This is a genomic window from Vibrio sp. Vb2131 (assembly GCF_033338535.1).
GTDB lineage: Bacteria > Pseudomonadota > Gammaproteobacteria > Enterobacterales > Vibrionaceae > Vibrio > Vibrio alginolyticus.
In genome coordinates this window covers 135,154-152,729 of sequence record NZ_JAWOSW010000002.1, presented here as the reverse complement: position 1 = coordinate 152,729, position 17,576 = coordinate 135,154, and the positions used below count along the sequence as shown (strand labels likewise).

Here is a 17,576-nt window from a genome sequence, read left to right as displayed (position 1 = left end):
CGGATAAGGTATTATCAGAAAGCGATAAATTACAAACCGCTAGCATTGAGTACAGCACGGATTTGATCATTGAAGTCAGTATCACTCATGTTACTAAGTTCATACAAGACTTCTGCACCAGTTAAGTTGAATTCAACTTCATGTTCGTCAATGCGTTCATCGTGATTGCGGAACATCAATAAATGATGCGCAATTCTAGCGATGTCGAGATAACTCACTTCTGGTCGCGTTAATTCGTATTTTTCGTTTGAGGATACTTCTCTGAAGTCGTTGTCAAACCCCCAACGCTCAAGTACCAGTTTACTTGTGGCAGAACAACGTGTTTGGAAGATCTGCAATGCAATATCTGGGTCTAAGTAATTGCCCCTATCTAAGTACAAGTGGTACTCATTAATTAGGCAAAATAACCCTATATCGGCTAATAGACCGACCAATAACGCCTTTTCTTGCTCTAGATGACCATAAGTGCCTGGCTCGTGGCTACGAAACGATTGAACCAACATCACCATGACGGCACCGAGCTCACGAGATATCGCCGCACTCTTCACCAAGATGGCATTGCATTCTTTAGTGAGATTAACTGAGTGTTTAAGTTGCTCGATCGCTTGTGCGGTAACAATATCACGTACACGAAGTATTCCGAGACGAGATACCGCTGTAGTTAAGTCGTTGCAGGTGATATTTCTGCGATTGAAAATCACAGAGTTAGCGACTCGTAAAACGACCGCTGCTAATCCGGGATCTTCCAATAAACAGTTAGCAACATCGGCAATCGTGGTGTGTTCTTCGACACATAACTGCTGAATTTTAAGCACGACATCAGGAATAGGAGGTAACGAAATCTTACCCGTGGCGATGGACTGTTCTACCAGCTGAGCAAACTCGGATTCCAGTGCGTTTATAAGCTTATCTTTATTATTTGGCAGCCAAAAAAATGATAAATGTTCCATTGTGACGCTGTACTTGAGATCTTTCGTACAGTGTACCCTTACAGCGTATTCTTTATCAATTAAATGCGTATTATGTGCCCGTAATTGCCAGCGAGATCATAATGATGGCGTGTTTTAGGCATGCTATGCGTCAAAAAAATATCACCACACAAACAATAAGTGTGAAACTAATCACGTATGCAGAATTTATACTTTTTTATATGTGACCTATGTCCTAACTTATTTTTCAACGTTAAGTATGATTAAGCAAGTTGGTGAGCACAACTCACAAAAATATCGCCAACAAATCGACATTTATAATTCGCTATAAGCTGCTGTTTATCTGGTGACATCGCTAATCGGGGTAATTTATTCAGATTAAAGAGGTCAATGGACATGACAGACCAAGCTTTTTTTAAATATGTACGCACCTTCAGTGAGTACCAAAAACGTTCTATGTTCGGTGGTATTGGTTTATTCACCGATGATGCTATGTTTGCGCTTGTCAGCAATGATTGCTGCTACTTACGTGGTGGTAATGGACTAGATGAAGTGTTTACTCAACTGAGCTGTGAGAAGTATAAGCACGTCAAAAAACAGACGACGGCAACCGTAAATTATTATGATGTAACCGATTTATTCGAATCCGGATATGTAGGGCTTGATGAACTGGTACAGAAATCAATTGAATACTCAATTAAGGAACGGAAATATCAAAAGTCCTCTGCCAGTAGACGCTTAAGAGACTTACCCAACATGCAACTAACCCTTGAACGTATGGTCAAGAAAGCCGGTGTTGATGACGTAGAAACCTTTTTAGAACTTGGACCTGTAAAAGTCTTCAACAAAGTTAAAACGGCTTACGGTAATGATGTTGATGTAAAGCTACTGTGGAAATTTGCTGGTGCAACTGATGGCGTACATTGGAAACTGATCCAAGAGCCGCGTAAAAAACAGTTATTGGCACTGTGTGACTAGGCGAAGCTGATCGCACAATGATTGACTCGTTTCGATGGAGTTAGCGGGTCGTAAAGGCAAGTGTGAAAAGCGGAAAAAGGACGTTGAAGTTTTTTACCACTTCATTGAGTTAGTCATTAAATTAGACAAAAAACCGAGGCAGAGACCTCGGTTTTTGTTTTTTTAATTTGCTCTTTTCTTACAGCACAAATCTTAAAACTTAAAACGCGTAGTAAACATTACCTGATCACCGTAAAAATCGTTGATACGTGCTTCAGCACCCAAAGAGAAAAGCTCTGTTGAGTGGAATCGAGCGTAGGCAGAGCCAGTCCAATCGTCATCGTTATCGATAGAAACGTAGCCGACTTTGCCGCCTACTTCTAATTGAGGGCCCAACCATTGGCGAACACCTAAGTTCAGCTCCATACCAACATCTGTGCTGCTCTCGTTCGAAGGTTGCACAACGCGCATTAGCATTTCACCAGTAAGATCTGCCCAGTTGTTTAGCGGAGAATGGAAGCCAAAGCCTGCAGCTGAGTCAAAATCACTTTCAAACTCAGAGTCAATACGAGCAATAACATGCGCGTTCGGGTGAATTGATTTGCTGAATCCAGCACCAAATGTCACAGGACTTGCGCCAATACGTGCTTCGAAATAGTCGTAGCTAAAGTTGCTCATAGTTGCTGGCGCATTGCGATCGTTTGCAGCTAGGGCATGGCTTGATGCCACTAGTAAGGCAGCGGCTAATAGTGTTTTACGCATAACTAACGATAAACCTTGTTCATTATTTCCATGGATTCAAGCAACCACTTGAACCGTAATCTGATTTGTCCGACATCATAATAAAAAGGAAGGTCCACGACCAACAAAAATGTGTCGATGTTTTGTCAATTAACTTAATAGTTCCTTGGTTTAAGCAAAAACTACGCCATATACGTAGTGTCCGAGGATTTCACTCGGACAAGTAACGATGTTTTTCTAACCTCGTTCTACTATGCGAGGTAAGGTGGTTCAATGACCATCGTTGAGTTCAAGTTAGAACTAAACACTTTATTACTCGCCAAAGCTTGCTCTTCTATCTGCCATGGCGTTGAGGATTGCCTCAGAATCAAGGATTTGAGTCCAGGATAGCAGGTTATCATCATTCTCAATCACAAACGCGGTAAGCTGAGACACGATTGCCTTTCTCAACGCTTCGCCTTTCCAAGGTTTGGCAATGTAATAATCGAGACTCGCGTTATTTACGGCTTCTACGGTGTCTTCCAAACCGGCTTGTCCTGTGAGTAAAACTTTGCGCGCTGCTTTTGTGTCACCATTTTGACTGAGTTCGATTAAGAAGCTGATCCCAGTTTGTTCCGGCATAATGTGGTCACATAAAATGAGAGCAAGCTGAACTTCTTCTTCCGCCATCTCCTCAATCACTTGCCGAGCTTCAGTCACTGATTCCGCTCCTTCGACAACAAAGTTCTCCTCGAAGGGAGCAAGATCTTGGAGCACGCTATCCAAGACTTCTCGTTCGTCATCGACACATAAAATTAGATACTTGGTCATGTTTCATCTCCTTCTTCGATGACTGGTAACCAGACGGTCATTCGTGTGAACTGGCCGATCTCTGATTCGACGTCAATCCACCCTCTGTGTGCTGTTACGATTTGCTGGCAGATGGACAGCCCGATGCCTAAGCCAAAGTTACCTTCTTTTTTTGTGGTGAAGTTCAGCTCGAAAATGGCGTCTCTTTGCGACTCAGGAATGCCACATCCATTATCTTCAAATGAGATAACGGCATAATGTGTGTGCTCTTTTTCTACAAGGCGTGTTTGTATGTTTAACACCCCTTTTTCTGGAAATGCGTCAATGGCGTTAGAGACCAAGTTCGTCCACACCTGTTGGAGTGCGATCGGTTGACAAAGGATGGAAGGCAAGTTTGCATAGTCGGTTGAAACTTGGTGCATTTTTAATTTGTTCTCGAAAATCACCAAGGTGTCTTCAATACCTTCATGAATATCAGCATAGTGCAGGGTTTCATCATCTGACCGAGCATATCCTTTCAGGCTTTTTACCATATCAGCAATTCGTGCTGCACAGACATTAATTGAGCGAAGTGTAGAACCTGCTTTGTGGTATTGCTCTAGTGTATTGAGAGCATGATAAGACGCTTGCTGCTTTCTCGTTAGTTGGGTAAGTAGCTCTTGATCGGACTCTAATCCAAGGCTCACCACTTTTTTTGCCAATGCTCGGTCTGGAAGAGTATGGCTAAGCGCTTTTACGCGTGATCTGAGCTCAGCGGTTGAAGCGGGTTTTGAGGTTTGCGCTTTGCTCAGTAATTCAATGCCTTTGCTTTGTATATCGGAACTGGGCGCATCGTTAAGTAATCGTTCTAGCGTATGCGTTAAATTCTCTACGCCCCTTAATATCGCGGCTACTGGATTGTTTAGTTCGTGTGCCACTCCCGCAACCAATTGGCCAAGCATCGCCATTTTTTCTCTTTCAATGAGCTGCTGGTGGGCTGACTCTAAAGATTCGAGCGTTTTTTGAAGTTGCAGTTTGGTGTTGATGCTTCTTTGCAATCGGCGGTTGAAGTGGCGTAAGAGCAAGTTTGTAAAAAGAGGCAGTAAGTTTGAGTCGCTTTGCATCACTTTATTGAATACGTTGCGATCGAGTTTGATAACTTCTGTTTTGGTTAGTGTCAGAGCTGTCGAGAAAGAACATTCCCCAGTAACAAACGACATGCCTCCGACAATATTCCCTTTGTTATGGCGTACAACCTCTCGCTGCATGCCTTGCTCATCGCGCTTGTACAGAGCCACTTCACCTTCGGTGATAAACCACAAAAAGCTATTTGGCTCGCCTTCCACGGTTAACAAGTGTTCAGGTGAGTATGTACGGCACGCTCTTGTTTCGTCATTATCTTTAAAAAATTGCTGGAGAGCGGAGATCACTTGCTCGGCTAACTCGGCATCAGACATCGAGTGGTAGTCGTGTAAGAATCCGGCTTGATAATGGCTCATCTGGTTATTGATGTGCGCTCGCAACAAGCTGTGATGATCCAATATCTGACTGTAACTTAGCAGGTCTTCTTTGCCATTTCGCAAGATAAATTGGGTCAGCTCTTTTTGCACTGTGTTAAATAAGACGTGATCTGGCAAAGGTTTAGTGAGGCAGTGGTCGAGCCTGCCCTCATTAACGGCAGTGAGAATTGCCTCTATATCAGACGAGCAGCTAATAAGAATTTTTCTTGCTTGCTCGGTATGTGGCATCCGGTCTAAACCAATAAGAAAATCCACGCCGTTAAAATGAGCGTGATGGCTCGCTATAACTAAAGCAACAGTCTGTTCTCTTTCTTCTAGATACTCTAAAGCGCTTTGAGCCTCTTCTATCGATTCGACAGAAAAAATATCAAACTTACTTGAGAAGGCAGACAGCTCCAATCGAAACTGTTCAGCACTGATTGGGTTGTTGTCGAGACACAACACAGCATAACGATTCACAGATGTTTTAGCTCCGGTTAAAACTTCGCCACGCAAACTTTAACAATAAAAGGACATGATGAGTGGGAGCCAAGTATGATTCCTGATTAATGGACTAGAATAAGCATCAATAGTCTGATTTGTCTCAATGTTTTCTCCGCAGGTGGTTTGGGGTAGACTGACCGAAAATATCTAATAAGTGACGTTATGCAAAATCTTAAAAAAATCGGCGCCATTGGTGGTGCTATCTCATTAGCACTGTGTTGGCCATTGGCTGTCGGACAAATTGGTCAGTCCATCATTGAAGATGGTATTACCAATATGAATGATGAAATGATTAAAGGCGAAGTGGTCGAGTATCAGCGTGGCTATTTGTCTTCAGTCGTGCTGACTCGTTATTCAGTTGTTGATCCTGAGCTTAAAACGCAGTTAGAGCGTGATGGTATGCCAACGACGTTTGACGTAACCAGTGATGTTAGCCACGGTCTAACAAGCCTAACAGCAGATTCAAAATTGGTGGACAATGACTTTTTGCCTCTCACGATGCATAGCCAGACTCAACTAAATGGCAATACAGCATTTATCCTCGACCTAGACAGTTGGCATTATCGTAACGAAGCGCAAGGTGTTTCTGTTTCTACAAGCCCTGCAAAAGTAACAGGTGATGTGACGGTATTGGGTGATCTCAATTACCAAGTTTCCGTTCCTTCTGTTCAAGTGGATTTTGAAAACGGTGAAGAGCTTCATCTGAATGCATTGACAGGGCAAGGTAAAGGAAAGCAAGCAAAAGGCTATTGGCTGGGTGAGCAATCTTTTTCTCTAGAGAAGCTGGATGTGGTTGATGCGAACTTGACGCCTGTCTTTTTGATTGAAAATGCGAGCTACCGTGGTAACACTACGATGAGTGAGTCTGGTGATAAGCTGAACAGTCAATTAAACCTAGATGCTAAGAAACTACGTTTAACTGATGGGACGGATGTCGATAACTTTAAGTTGGATTTCTCAATTGCAGATGTGGATAGCCAGTCTTTTGATCAAATTATGTCTATCTATCAAAGCTCTCCTATGCTAGATGAGCAGGAAATTGCGAATTTATTGCCGCATGTCGATACGCTGTTTAGCAAAGGTTTTGATTTATCCGTGAACGAGCTTTCACTCGCGTTCGGTGACGGCAAGTTCCACAACGAGTGGCAACTATCCATCCCTGAAGGTACTGAGCATATTACTCAAGATCCAATGAAGTTGGTGACGGCCACTACTGGTGAACTTAGCACTTACTTCTCTGATGAATTAGTAACGCATTACCCATTTATTCAAGAAGGGATTGATGAGCTCCTTATTATGGAGTTGATCGAAAAAGTAGAGGGCGGTTATCAATTAAAAGCAGAAATTGGTGAAGGCAAATTGAAGTTCGAAAATGGGCATGAGTTCCCATTGGTGGCTCTACTTATGCCTGCTTTGATGCAACAACAGTAATTCGTGTTGTTGCGAATTTGTTCCAATTCAACGCTTAGTCTTTAAAAAGAGGTCGTAAGACCTCTTTTCTTGTTTTTATCACTGCGAAAACGTGATATTAATTTCTTAATATTTACATAGCAGGAGCAATGAGCATCATGGAACAAAATACGGACAACGTATTTAACTTCAGTGCAGGGCCAGCAGGTCTGCCTAAAGCAGTTATGCAGCAAGCACAACAGGAACTAATCGATTGGCAAGGTCTTGGCACTTCGGTCATGGAAATCAGCCACCGAAGCAAAGAGTTCATCAAAGTTGCAGAAGAAGCCGAGCAGGATTTACGTGACCTTCTGAATATTCCGGACAACTATAAAGTGCTGTTCTGCCAAGGTGGTGCTCGTGCTCAGTTTGCTGCTGTTCCTCTAAACTTACTTGGTGATGCCGATACGGCAACTTACATCGATGGTGGTTATTGGGCTGAAAGCGCGGTAGCTGAAGCGAAAAAATACTGCGAACCAGACGTGTTTGATGCAAAAACAGAAATCAACGGGAAAGTCGCGGTTCTACCTGCAAGTGAATGGGAAATTGCTCCAGAAGCGGCTTACGTTCACTTCTGTCCAAATGAGACCATTGATGGTATTGAGATTAACGATCTTCCTATTACCGAGAAACCGATTGTTGCTGACATGTCTTCGACAATTCTTTCTCGTGAAATCGATGTGTCTAAATACGGTGTGATTTACGCGGGCGCTCAGAAAAATATTGGTCCTTCCGGCATTGCTATTGCTATCGTGCGCGATGATTTATTAGGTATGGCGAAGCAGGTTCTACCAAGTATCTTGGATTACACTGTTTTGGCAGAAAAAGAATCAATGTTCAACACGCCACCAACCTTTGCATGGTACCTGTCTGGTCTTGTTTTCAAATGGCTGAAGGCACAGGGCGGAGTAAAAGCGATTGAGCAAGTGAACCGCGCTAAAGCCGCGCTACTGTATGATTACATCGATCAGTCTGATTTCTACCGTAATGGCGTGCACTCAGCAAACCGTTCTTTGATGAACGTGCCATTTCAACTTGCTAAGCCTGAACTAGATGCAACCTTCCTTGAGCTAGCAGACTCTAAAGGGCTGAAAGCGCTAAAAGGTCACCGAGCAGTTGGTGGTATGCGAGCATCCATTTATAACGCAATGCCGCTAGAAGGTGTTCAAGCGTTAGTAGACTTCATGCAAGAGTTTGAGAAAAACTACGCGTAAGCTCAAACTGATAGTTGTTCTCCAAAGCGTCGCTATTGCGGCGCTTTTGTTTATCTCAACTCACATCATTCCAGGAAGGTAAAATGACCAAGGCAAATATTGAAGCGCTGACTAAGCAGTTCCCACTCTTGGCAGCACTTATTGATCTTGAAGAGGTTTGTTGGTTTAACCCCCATATCACTTCCTTGGAGGAAGGCTTACCTCATGTCGGGTTAGATGAAAAAGATATTCAAGCGGCGAGTGAACGGCTAGCACGATTTGCGCCTTATTTGATGAAAGCGTTTCCCGAAACGGAAACGTCGCGTGGCGTTATTGAGTCCGCAGTGGTGGATATTCCCAATATGAAAGTGCGTTTGGAGCAGCAATACGACACGCCAATATTGGGCCGTTTAATGCTCAAAAAAGACAGTCATTTGCCAATTTCTGGTTCGATCAAAGCGAGAGGTGGTATTTATGAAGTGCTCACTCATGCAGAAAAGTTGGCGTTTGAAGCCGGCTTGCTATGTGAAAGCGATGATTACAGCAAATTGTTCAGCAATGAGTTTCGGCAGTTTTTTAAGCCGTACAGTATTGCGGTTGGCTCAACCGGCAATCTTGGTATGTCCATCGGCATCATGAGTGCGAAGCTGGGTTTTTCAGTTTCAGTCCACATGTCTGCGGATGCGCGGGAATGGAAGAAAAATAAGCTCCGGTCACATGGTGTTAATGTCGTAGAGCACCAGGAAGATTATGGTATTGCTGTCGCGCAAGGTCGTAAAGAGGCAGAAAAAGATCCCAACTGTTTCTTTATCGATGATGAAAACTCACGGACGCTGTTTCTAGGTTACTCTGTTGCGGGTGAGCGTCTTAAGCAGCAATTTGATGACTTGGGAATCGTGGTTGATGAGCATCATCCATTGTTTGTTTATCTTCCTTGTGGTGTTGGCGGTGGACCTGGTGGGGTGGCATTTGGCTTGAAGGTAGCATTTGGCGAGCATGTCCACTGTATTTTCGCAGAGCCAACGCACTCACCGTGCATGCTGTTGGGCGTACATACAGGCTTGCATGACGATATTTCGGTACAAGATTTGGGTATCGATAACATCACCGCCGCTGATGGTTTGGCAGTCGGGCGTGCCTCGGGATTTGTCGGAAGAGCGATGGAAAGGCTACTTGATGGTTTTTACACCATTGATGACGCTCGTATGTATCACCACTTGGGTGAGTTAAGTGAACTGGAAGGTATTAATCTAGAGCCTTCTGCATTAGCCGGTATGATTGGTGCAGTGCACGTCTCGAATAACCATGCTTACCAGTCTCGAATGAAATTTGACGAAGAAAAACTCAAAAACGCAACACATCTTGTTTGGGCAACAGGTGGGGGCATGGTTCCGAAAGATGAAATGGCGGCTTATCTCAAAAAATCTGGTCGGTAAATCAGCACTGTATACGTGCTTAATTAGGTAACTAATAATACAGGAATAACAAAAGGGCTCATCGTTTGATGAGCCCTTCTCGTCACTGAAAATCGAATTATAGAGATTGTAATAGCTGGTAGTAACGACCTTTTTGAGCGAGTAGCGTTGGATGGTCGCCTTGTTCGATGATCTCACCTTGTTCCATCAAACAGATGCTATCCATACTTTCTAGCTCTATCAGTCGGTGTGTAATGAATACTACTGTCTTATTAGCAAAGTGTTCATTGAAAAGCGCCATCACTTTTTGTTCCGTACGCTTATCGAGGCCTTCAGTCGGTTCATCTAAGAGTAGGATTGGGGCATCACGTAGCAATGCTCGAGCAATACCGATTCGACGTTTCTCACCACCAGATAACTGACGACCGCCGTCGCCTAACCAAGCGTCTAACCCCGGCTCTTCAAGAAGTCCGCCAAGCTCGACTTTTTGTAAAATAGTAGACAGTTGCTCATCACTTGCATCCGGAGCGGCCATGAGTAAGTTGTCACGTAGTGTCCCGTTTAGTACATCTACGCGTTGACTGACCACAGTCATTGCTGCCCGCAGGTCCGACTCGCTCCAATCTCGCAGTTTTGTACCACCGATTCGAACTTCACCTTGGTTAACATCCCAGTAGCGGCAAAGAAGCTGAATCAGTGTTGATTTACCTGAACCTGTTTGACCTACAATTGCAGTTTTAGTGCCCAACGGTAGTGAGAGTGACAAGTCTTTCAGCACCTTTTGCTGACCGTCAGGGTAAGTAAAATCTATGTTGTCGAATTCAATGTCTAACGTTGTGTCTTTATGTTTCGACTGCTCAGGGAAGACAACGTCAGGTTCAGCCAAAATTACTTCATTTAAACGACGAGCAGAAGTCAACGTTTGACCGAGATACTGGAATGCGCTCGCGATAGGCATCAGAATCTCAAAGCTCGCCATGGTTGCAAACGCAAACAGCGCAATCCAAGGATCAGGAGCACGACCACCTACGCCGTCTGCAGCAAACCAAAGCATCACAACCAGTGTAATGCCGTTCACCAGCATAAGCAGGCCTGAAGCCATGCCCGTTAAATTCGCGTTCACAAATTGGTTAGACAGCAACTGCTTCTGCTTCTCTAGAATGAGATTACGATAACGTTCTTCTGCTCCAAAGATACTCAGTTCACTGTAGCCTTGAAGCCAGTCCAGTGTCGCCACTCGCAATTGCGCTTTATGATGAGTGAGATTCTCGCCATTGTTTTTACCCAGTTTATAGAACAGTACTGGCCATACAAACAACATGACGGTAAGAATCGAGCCAAGCAGTAGGGCGAGATGCCAATCAAAGAACGCCAGGACAGCCGTTAAACTCAATATGCCAAAAACACCAATCACGACAGGGCTGATAAGTCGAAGGTAAACGTGATCCATCGCATCTACGTCCGCTACTAGGCGGTTGAGCAGATCGGCATCACGCATCGTAGAAACACGACCCGGAATCAGTGGTGCAAGTTTCTTAAAGAAGAAGATACGTAGATCGGTAAGCAGCTTGAACGTTGCATTGTGGCTAACGACACGTTCTCCCCATCGACCTGCGGTTCGAGCCATTGCAGCGCCGCGTACCCCGGCACCTGGTAACATGTAGTTGAAGGTCTCACGAGCAACCGTCAAGCCTGCCACCGCTGCGGCTGAAATAAACCAACCTGATAGCGTTAATAAGCCAATAGATGCCGCTAAGGTCAGAAATGCCAGTAGCATACCTAGCGAAAGACCAAACCAGTGTTTCTTATAGAGTTTTAGATAAGGGAGTAAATCACGCATCTAAGTTCCCCTTGTCTGTTTCACGTTGTGCGAGGTTCGCTTCCAACATGTCTTTAAATAAGCCATCTTCTGTCGACAGTGTGGCGTAATCACCACGTTGAACAATCTGGCCGTCCTGCATAACAAGAATTTGCGATACGTTTTGTAAAGGCGCAAGTTGGTGAGTAATCATCAAATTTGTTGTGGCATGCGCATACTTGTTAATGCCTTCCATCACGAGTTTTTCACTGCGAGCATCTAAGCTTGCGGTTGGTTCATCTAATAACCAAAAACGACCATTTTGTAGCATGGCGCGAGCCAGTGCTAAACGCTGCGCTTGGCCGACAGATAAACCACCAGAACGATCAGATATCGGATAATCCAACCCATGCATTTCAACAAATTCAGCAGCGTGAGAGTCATTCAACACAGAATGTACGTCTGCATCCTGAATATTGTGCTTACCTAGTGTGATGTTATCTCGAATGCTACCATGTAATAGCATCGGGTTTTGACCAATCCAGCTTACTGCCTCTCGCCATGTGGCTAGATCCAGTTGCGACAATTCGCAGCCATTAATTTTTAAGCTACCTTGATAAGGCATGAAACCGAGGATTGTGTTTACCAAACTTGTTTTACCTGCGCCACTTGGTCCAACTAAAGCCGTACTTTTGTTGGCTTCAAGAGAGAAGGATAGGGGACCTGCGAGCTGCTTACCTTCCGGACTAAAAATGGTTAACTGGTCCGCTTCAATATGGATAGGGCTGTTTTTATCTAACGCTTGGGTACCATCTTTGATTTGATCGACTTCCAAATCCAGAAACTCGACAATGCTTTCTGCTGCGCCAACCGCTTGCTGTTTCGCATGATAGAACGTGCCCAAATCACGTAATGGCTGATAAAACTCTGGAGCAAGAATCAGAATGAACAAACCAGCAAAGAGCGTAACACCTGTGCCGTAGTAGCCGAAGTCCAGCTCCCCGATATAACTAAAGCCAAAGTAGACAGCGGTAATTGCGATAGAAATAGAAGTGAAAAACTCTAACACCGCAGAAGACAGAAACGCGATTTTCAGAACGTCCATGGTACGAGTACGAAAGACTTCTGAAGCCCCCTTTAGCGTCTCAGTTTCAGATTTTGTTCTATCGAATAAGCGAATGGTTGTCATTGCTTGCAAGCGGTCATAAAAGTGACCCGACAAACGCTGCATCGCTTTAAAGTTTTTACGGTTTGCTTCTGCGGCTTTCATCCCAACCAGTGCCATGAAAATAGGCACTAGTGGTGCAGTGACCAGGAAGATCAAGCCTGCTGCCCAGTTTACTGGGAATACGACAACCAAAATGATGAAAGGCACTAGTACTGATAATGACATTTGAGGCAAATAGCGTGAGAAGAAATCTTGCATATCTTCTACCTGCTCTAAGATGAGCGTTGCCCAACTGCCAGCAGGTTTGCCTTTGATGTAAGCTGGCCCAACTTTATGAACTTTATCTAAAATGAGTTGGCGAATATAAACTCGAATTTGCTCCCCGCAACGGTAACCGGCAAGCTCTCGACCCCAGGTACAAGCAGCTCGACCGATAACCGTGCCACCGAGCCCAACAAAATGCCAAATGAGGTCGGCTTTGTCGACTTGGTCAATGATTAACTGGTGCAGAATGGAGGCGAGCAGGGCTGCTTGAGCCAATAAAAACACGCTTGAAAGTACGCCTAGGCCTATCGCAATCATAAGCCAGCGCTTGGCTAACTTACTTTGTTGCTTCAGCCACTTATTCAAGCTGCTTTGCTTTTTCTTATCCATCGTGAAGGCTTAATGATAATTGTTTTAATGAGGCGGTAGTATACAAAAGAAAACCCAGCGGGAATACCGCTGGGCTTTAAGGATATGACACAAATGTGAAAAGTTATTTGTCACCAAGTGAGTCTAAGAAACGTTCAGCATCTAATGCAGCCATACAACCTGTACCTGCAGAGGTGATCGCTTGACGGTAGTTGTGGTCCATTACGTCGCCAGCTGCAAATACACCTTCGATACTAGTTTGTGTTGCGTTGCCTTCAAGACCTGATTGAACGATGATGTAGCCATCTTTCATGTCTACTTGGCCTTCAAAGATTTGTGTGTTTGGCTGGTGGCCAATTGCGATGAATGCACCCATTACATCGATATCTTCTGTCGCACCGCTGTTCACGTCTTTAATGCGGACGCCCGTTACGCCCATATCGTCACCCAGTACTTCATCGAGAGTGCGATCGGTATGAAGAACGATATTACCGCTTTCAACTTTATCCATCAGACGTTTCACAAGGATCTTCTCTGCGCGGAATGAATCGCGGCGGTGGATCAGGTGAACTTCTGACGCAATGTTAGATAGGTATAGCGCTTCTTCAACAGCCGTGTTACCACCGCCCACAACTGCAACTTTCTGATTACGGTAGAAGAAACCGTCACAGGTTGCACAAGCAGAAACGCCGCGACCTTTAAATGCTTCTTCAGACTCAAGGCCAAGGTATTTTGCTGATGCGCCGGTAGATATGATTAAGGCATCACAAGTGTACTCACCTGAGTCGCCTTTTAAACGAAATGGGCGTTGTGATAGCTCTACTTCATTGATGTGATCAAATACGATTTCAGTTTCAAAACGCTCGGCGTGTTCTTTCATGCGATCCATCAATGCTGGACCTGTCAGTCCCTCAGCATCGCCTGGCCAGTTTTCAACTTCAGTTGTGGTGGTTAGCTGACCACCTTGTTGCATTCCCGTCACAAGCACAGGTTTTAAGTTTGCACGCGCTGCGTAGACGGCAGCTGTGTATCCTGCAGGACCAGAACCAAGAATTAATAATTTACAGTGTTTTACGTCGCTCATTATGGCTCCAAAAAGGGCGTAACATTTCCCTCGATTGTATGGAAATTCTTAGTGCTTTAAAAGCATAAACAACGATTGTGATCGAATAATTGGTTATAGATTAGAACCCACTAAATATTGATAGAGAACGTTGACTTCTAGCATAAAATTCTATTCGTAGTAGAGAAGTCTAGTTTCAAATATTGTCAAAGCGTAAAACTGAAACATGACTCTGTTTTTGTGTTTTTATTTGGTTTGTTATGTCGTTTTCGTCGTTTTGTTGAAGCTATCAACGTTAAAAGCTGGTAATTGCAGAATATTTGCGTAACCTAGTGTGTAAATTAAATGTTAATTAATGTGCCTCATTAAAGGAGCAAATGATGTTACATTCACGTGAGAATACTCTACATTTAACACAGCTCAGCATGGCAGCAATTGAGCAGCTTTCCCCATCGTTTGAAGAACTGCCTCGTACCGAACATGCAGATGGTCAGTATCGACTACGACGTTATTCTGTGGTTGGTTTTGATAACGGCAAAGTCATCGACTTAAATAAAAATAGCTTTGTTCAATCCTCTGATATCAACCGATTTCAAGGTGATGTTGTAAGACAATTCGAGCCAATTGAGAAGGATATTCTTACCAGCGATGGCTTTCGAGAAATGTGTGAATTGTTTGTCAATGCGAATCATCTGCCAAACGGTCAAGAAATAGAAATTCACCAAATCCGTATCAGGGCACTGGAAGAAGAAACCCAAGTAGCACCTGAAGGTGTGCACCAAGACGGTTTTGATCACATTGCAATGGTTGGTGTGGGACGCCATAACATCATCGGTGGCGACATCATGCTTTACAGCAGCCATAACCAAGCCCCATTTTTCCGTAAAGTGCTAGAAACCGGAGAGGTCGCAATCTTGGCTGATAGCAAGCTGTGGCATAACGCGTGCCCAATCCGCTCTGTTATTGATGACGAAGCGGGCCATATGGATGTATTTGTACTCACTGCTACGGATAAGCGTAATGAACTTCAATCTTAATCAGATCAGAGCGCAATTTCCGGCGTTGGCTCAATACCACAACGACAAGCCTGTGACGTTTTTTGATGGTCCAGGTGGCTCACAAGTGCCTCAATCAGTACTAGACAGCATGGTAGGGTATTTAGGTCGTTTCAACGCTAACTTAGGCGGACATTATTTTTCTAGCCAAGTGACCGTTGACGTAATGCAAAATGCGCGTGAGTCGGCTCAGGCTCTACTTAATGCCCCTTCATCTGGCAATATTGTCTTCGGTGCCAATATGACCTCACTAACCTTTCAGCTTAGTCGCGCGATTAGTCGAGATTGGCAAGCAGGAGATGAGATCATTGTTTCCGCTTTGGATCACTATTCAAATGTATCCAGCTGGCAGCAAGCGGCAGAAGATAAAGGCGTTACGGTTCATCAAGTTCGTATCAACGAAGAAGATTGTACGCTGGATATGGAGCATTTAAGCCGCCTTCTTTCTGATAAAACGCGCCTTGTCGCTGTGACTTATGCATCGAACACGACGGGCTCTATTGTGGATGTACAGCATGTAGTCAGCATGGCGCACAATGTTGGGGCACAAGTTTATGTGGATGCCGTCCATTATGCGCCTCATCATTTGGTTGATGTTCAAGCGTTAGGTTGTGACTTTTTAGCTTGCTCAGCTTACAAGTTTTTCGGACCGCACGTTGGTATTGCTTACATAGCCGATCAGTGGCTCCACAGTATTCGCCCATACAAAGTCGAGCCTGCCACTAATATAGGTCCAGGTCGATTTGAAACAGGAACGCAAAGTTTTGAAGGTCTTGCTGGTGTCGTTTCTGCGGTTGAGTATCTGGCTCAATTTGGTGAAGTCGGTTTACCTCTTCGCCAACGGTTGGAGCAAAGCTACCAACTGTATGAACAACATGAGCAGCGCTTGAGTGAGCGTTTCTTACAGCGTTTGAATGCATTAGATGGTGTCAATCTATTCGGTATCGCAAAGGAAGATAGCCAACTCCGCACGCCAACTTTTGCGCTAACGTTTGACCGATATTCTCCAGAGTTCATCGCGAAAACACTGGGTGAACATAACATTTGTGTATGGAATGGTCACTTTTATGCGTTGGGCTTAGTTCGTCAACTTGGTTTAGAAGAATCGGGTGGTGTAGTGCGAATTGGTTGTATGCATTACAACACAATAGAAGAAGTCGATATGTTATTCGATGTGCTAGAAAGCATCCTTGACGCATAACTAACGATTTCTTCCTAATAGAAAAACAAAAGCTCGAGTCAAACTCGAGCTTTTTTCGTTTTTATTTGAATCAACGCGTTCTGCAAGCGATTACGCACTAACTTCAACTTCATAGGAAGTGAATTTTCTTACATTAATAACGCCAGTATCAAAGATGAGGTATTGACCTTTGATGCCTTGCAAAGTGCCAGTAACAACCGGGTTTTTATCGAAGTTATGCGAAGTGATCTTCGTTGGGTGCTGTTGTACCGGGTAGCTAAGGTCGGTAATGCTTTCGTTTAATACTTCAATGGCATCTTCGCCGAATTGCTGTTTTATCTCGGCAATTTTCTCTTCGACTAAAGGCAATAGCTCAGCAAAACGGTCCTGCAATGCCATAGGTTCACCGTCACCTTTAAGCAGTGTGCGCCAATTGGTCTTGTCTGCGATATGTTTCGCCAGTTCAACTTCAATTAAACCGGAGATATGGCGAGTTTTTACTTTAAAAATTGGCAAGCCCTGAGTCGCGCCTTGGTCAATCCAACGAGTCGGGATTTGAGTATGACGAGTGATACCAACTTTTAAGCTGGATGTGTTGGACAGGTAGACAAAGTGATCCACCATGCAATTCTCTTCACCCCATTGTGGTTCGCGACAAGTCCCTTGATCGTAGTGGCAGGTCTCTGGCTTCATGATACACATGTCGCAGCTTGCTAGCTTTTTCATGCATACAAAACAGTGGCCTTGCGAATAACTCTTTTTCGTTTTCTTTCCACATGAGCAACAAAAAATATTGCCAGTGTGAGTCAGTGTGAGCGTTTTACCCAGAAACGGAGTTAAGTCGATCTCTTCCTCACCGACAGGAAGACGGTAATTGACGGCACCGTCCAGAGAAGCACGCATTTTGTTTAGCGTGCCAGTTGCAATTAATGACATGACATTACTCATTATTGTGTTTTTGCACAGTATATACTGAAGTGGAGAAGAGATGCAGGGTTGACAGGAGCTTTAAAGTAAATGTCTTGCACTAAATTATTATGCATCGTGTTTTATTTTCTAAAAATTATGGCTGTGAAATGCTTCGCAAATAGAAGTTGGGCTGCACTTTTTAGAAATTTTAAAACGTGATAACGGTTCAAAATCCGTTACTATGTGTCGAAACTAAGAATTGAATGAAAAAGCGATTTTATTTCTTGATAAATCACCTTGATTTCATTTTTTGAA

14 protein-coding genes are annotated in these 17,576 nt (G+C 44.1%); 6 read left to right on the top strand and 8 right to left on the bottom strand.

Going from position 1 to position 17,576, the window contains the following annotated elements; all coding sequences use genetic code 11:
• Positions 1-29: 29 nt before the first annotated feature.
• The gene (locus R7E38_RS02815) at positions 30-950 is read right to left on the bottom strand and encodes an HDOD domain-containing protein (RefSeq protein ID WP_005378009.1); all 921 of its coding nucleotides are present in this window, start codon (positions 948-950) and stop codon (positions 30-32) included.
• A gap of 369 nt (positions 951-1,319) precedes the next feature.
• Here R7E38_RS02815 and R7E38_RS02810 point away from each other — a divergent pair, with 369 nt between their 5' ends.
• Complete coding sequence (locus R7E38_RS02810) at positions 1,320-1,907, top strand: TfoX/Sxy family DNA transformation protein (RefSeq protein WP_005378007.1); 588 nt, start codon at positions 1,320-1,322, stop codon at positions 1,905-1,907.
• A 192-nt stretch (positions 1,908-2,099) separates the two neighbouring features.
• On the opposite strand, the gene R7E38_RS02805 is transcribed toward R7E38_RS02810, so the two are convergent.
• From R7E38_RS02805 to R7E38_RS02795, 3 genes are all read right to left on the bottom strand, one after another.
• The gene (locus R7E38_RS02805) at positions 2,100-2,648 is read right to left on the bottom strand and encodes a hypothetical protein (RefSeq protein WP_005378006.1); all 549 of its coding nucleotides are present in this window, start codon (positions 2,646-2,648) and stop codon (positions 2,100-2,102) included.
• A 291-nt stretch (positions 2,649-2,939) separates the two neighbouring features.
• Positions 2,940-3,437, bottom strand: a complete 498-nt coding sequence (locus tag R7E38_RS02800; protein ID WP_017820839.1) for a response regulator — start codon at positions 3,435-3,437, stop codon at positions 2,940-2,942.
• Complete coding sequence (locus R7E38_RS02795) at positions 3,434-5,374, bottom strand: ATP-binding protein (protein WP_226082898.1); 1,941 nt, start codon at positions 5,372-5,374, stop codon at positions 3,434-3,436. Before R7E38_RS02795 ends, R7E38_RS02800 begins: the two co-directional genes overlap by 4 nt.
• Before the next feature lie 186 nt (positions 5,375-5,560).
• Here R7E38_RS02795 and R7E38_RS02790 point away from each other — a divergent pair, with 186 nt between their 5' ends.
• The 3 genes from R7E38_RS02790 to R7E38_RS02780 all read left to right on the top strand — a co-directional run bounded on the left by R7E38_RS02790 (position 5,561) and on the right by R7E38_RS02780 (position 9,476).
• Complete coding sequence (locus R7E38_RS02790) at positions 5,561-6,829, top strand: DUF945 family protein (protein WP_005389614.1); 1,269 nt, start codon at positions 5,561-5,563, stop codon at positions 6,827-6,829.
• A 137-nt stretch (positions 6,830-6,966) separates the two neighbouring features.
• Positions 6,967-8,061 (top strand): 3-phosphoserine/phosphohydroxythreonine transaminase, encoded by a 1,095-nt coding sequence (serC, locus tag R7E38_RS02785; RefSeq protein ID WP_226082899.1) that lies wholly within the window; start codon positions 6,967-6,969, stop codon positions 8,059-8,061.
• Between the two features lie 83 nt (positions 8,062-8,144).
• Complete coding sequence (locus R7E38_RS02780) at positions 8,145-9,476, top strand: D-serine ammonia-lyase (protein WP_226082901.1); 1,332 nt, start codon at positions 8,145-8,147, stop codon at positions 9,474-9,476.
• A gap of 97 nt (positions 9,477-9,573) precedes the next feature.
• On the opposite strand, the gene cydC is transcribed toward R7E38_RS02780, so the two are convergent.
• The 3 genes from cydC to trxB form a co-directional block, all read right to left on the bottom strand.
• The gene (gene cydC, locus R7E38_RS02775) at positions 9,574-11,295 is read right to left on the bottom strand and encodes a heme ABC transporter ATP-binding protein/permease CydC (protein WP_226082907.1); all 1,722 of its coding nucleotides are present in this window, start codon (positions 11,293-11,295) and stop codon (positions 9,574-9,576) included.
• Positions 11,288-13,075, bottom strand: a complete 1,788-nt coding sequence (cydD, locus tag R7E38_RS02770; protein WP_226082908.1) for a heme ABC transporter permease/ATP-binding protein CydD — start codon at positions 13,073-13,075, stop codon at positions 11,288-11,290. The genes cydC and cydD overlap by 8 nt, the downstream gene beginning before the upstream one ends.
• Positions 13,076-13,178: 103 nt before the next feature.
• Entirely contained in the window at positions 13,179-14,138 is a 960-nt protein-coding gene (gene trxB / locus R7E38_RS02765) for a thioredoxin-disulfide reductase (RefSeq protein ID WP_213966547.1), read from the bottom strand.
• 359 nt (positions 14,139-14,497) lie between these two features.
• On the opposite strand from trxB, the gene R7E38_RS02760 reads away from it, so the two are divergent.
• Positions 14,498-15,154, top strand: a complete 657-nt coding sequence (locus R7E38_RS02760; protein WP_005377989.1) for a 2OG-Fe dioxygenase family protein — start codon at positions 14,498-14,500, stop codon at positions 15,152-15,154.
• Entirely contained in the window at positions 15,138-16,373 is a 1,236-nt protein-coding gene (locus tag R7E38_RS02755; protein WP_130546685.1) for a cysteine desulfurase-like protein, read from the top strand. Before R7E38_RS02760 ends, R7E38_RS02755 begins: the two co-directional genes overlap by 17 nt.
• A 90-nt stretch (positions 16,374-16,463) precedes the next feature.
• On the opposite strand, the gene R7E38_RS02750 is transcribed toward R7E38_RS02755, so the two are convergent.
• Entirely contained in the window at positions 16,464-17,288 is an 825-nt protein-coding gene (locus R7E38_RS02750) for a DUF2797 domain-containing protein (protein WP_053303179.1), read from the bottom strand.
• Between the last annotated feature and the right edge of the window lie 288 nt (positions 17,289-17,576).

What these genes read in the sequence shown, in the direction of transcription:
- R7E38_RS02815 (WP_005378009.1), bottom strand. Translation starts at nt 950, where the DNA reads ATGGAACATTTATCATTTTTTTGGCTGCCAAATAATAAAGATAAGCTT.
- R7E38_RS02810 (WP_005378007.1), top strand. Translation starts at nt 1,320, where the DNA reads ATGGACATGACAGACCAAGCTTTTTTTAAATATGTACGCACCTTCAGT.
- R7E38_RS02805 (WP_005378006.1), bottom strand. Translation starts at nt 2,648, where the DNA reads ATGCGTAAAACACTATTAGCCGCTGCCTTACTAGTGGCATCAAGCCAT.
- R7E38_RS02800 (WP_017820839.1), bottom strand. Translation starts at nt 3,437, where the DNA reads ATGACCAAGTATCTAATTTTATGTGTCGATGACGAACGAGAAGTCTTG.
- R7E38_RS02790 (WP_005389614.1), top strand. Translation starts at nt 5,561, where the DNA reads ATGCAAAATCTTAAAAAAATCGGCGCCATTGGTGGTGCTATCTCATTA.
- serC (WP_226082899.1), top strand. Translation starts at nt 6,967, where the DNA reads ATGGAACAAAATACGGACAACGTATTTAACTTCAGTGCAGGGCCAGCA.
- R7E38_RS02780 (WP_226082901.1), top strand. Translation starts at nt 8,145, where the DNA reads ATGACCAAGGCAAATATTGAAGCGCTGACTAAGCAGTTCCCACTCTTG.
- cydC (WP_226082907.1), bottom strand. Translation starts at nt 11,295, where the DNA reads ATGCGTGATTTACTCCCTTATCTAAAACTCTATAAGAAACACTGGTTT.
- cydD (WP_226082908.1), bottom strand. Translation starts at nt 13,075, where the DNA reads ATGGATAAGAAAAAGCAAAGCAGCTTGAATAAGTGGCTGAAGCAACAA.
- trxB (WP_213966547.1), bottom strand. Translation starts at nt 14,138, where the DNA reads ATGAGCGACGTAAAACACTGTAAATTATTAATTCTTGGTTCTGGTCCT.
- R7E38_RS02760 (WP_005377989.1), top strand. Translation starts at nt 14,498, where the DNA reads ATGTTACATTCACGTGAGAATACTCTACATTTAACACAGCTCAGCATG.
- R7E38_RS02755 (WP_130546685.1), top strand. Translation starts at nt 15,138, where the DNA reads ATGAACTTCAATCTTAATCAGATCAGAGCGCAATTTCCGGCGTTGGCT.
- R7E38_RS02750 (WP_053303179.1), bottom strand. Translation starts at nt 17,288, where the DNA reads ATGTCATTAATTGCAACTGGCACGCTAAACAAAATGCGTGCTTCTCTG.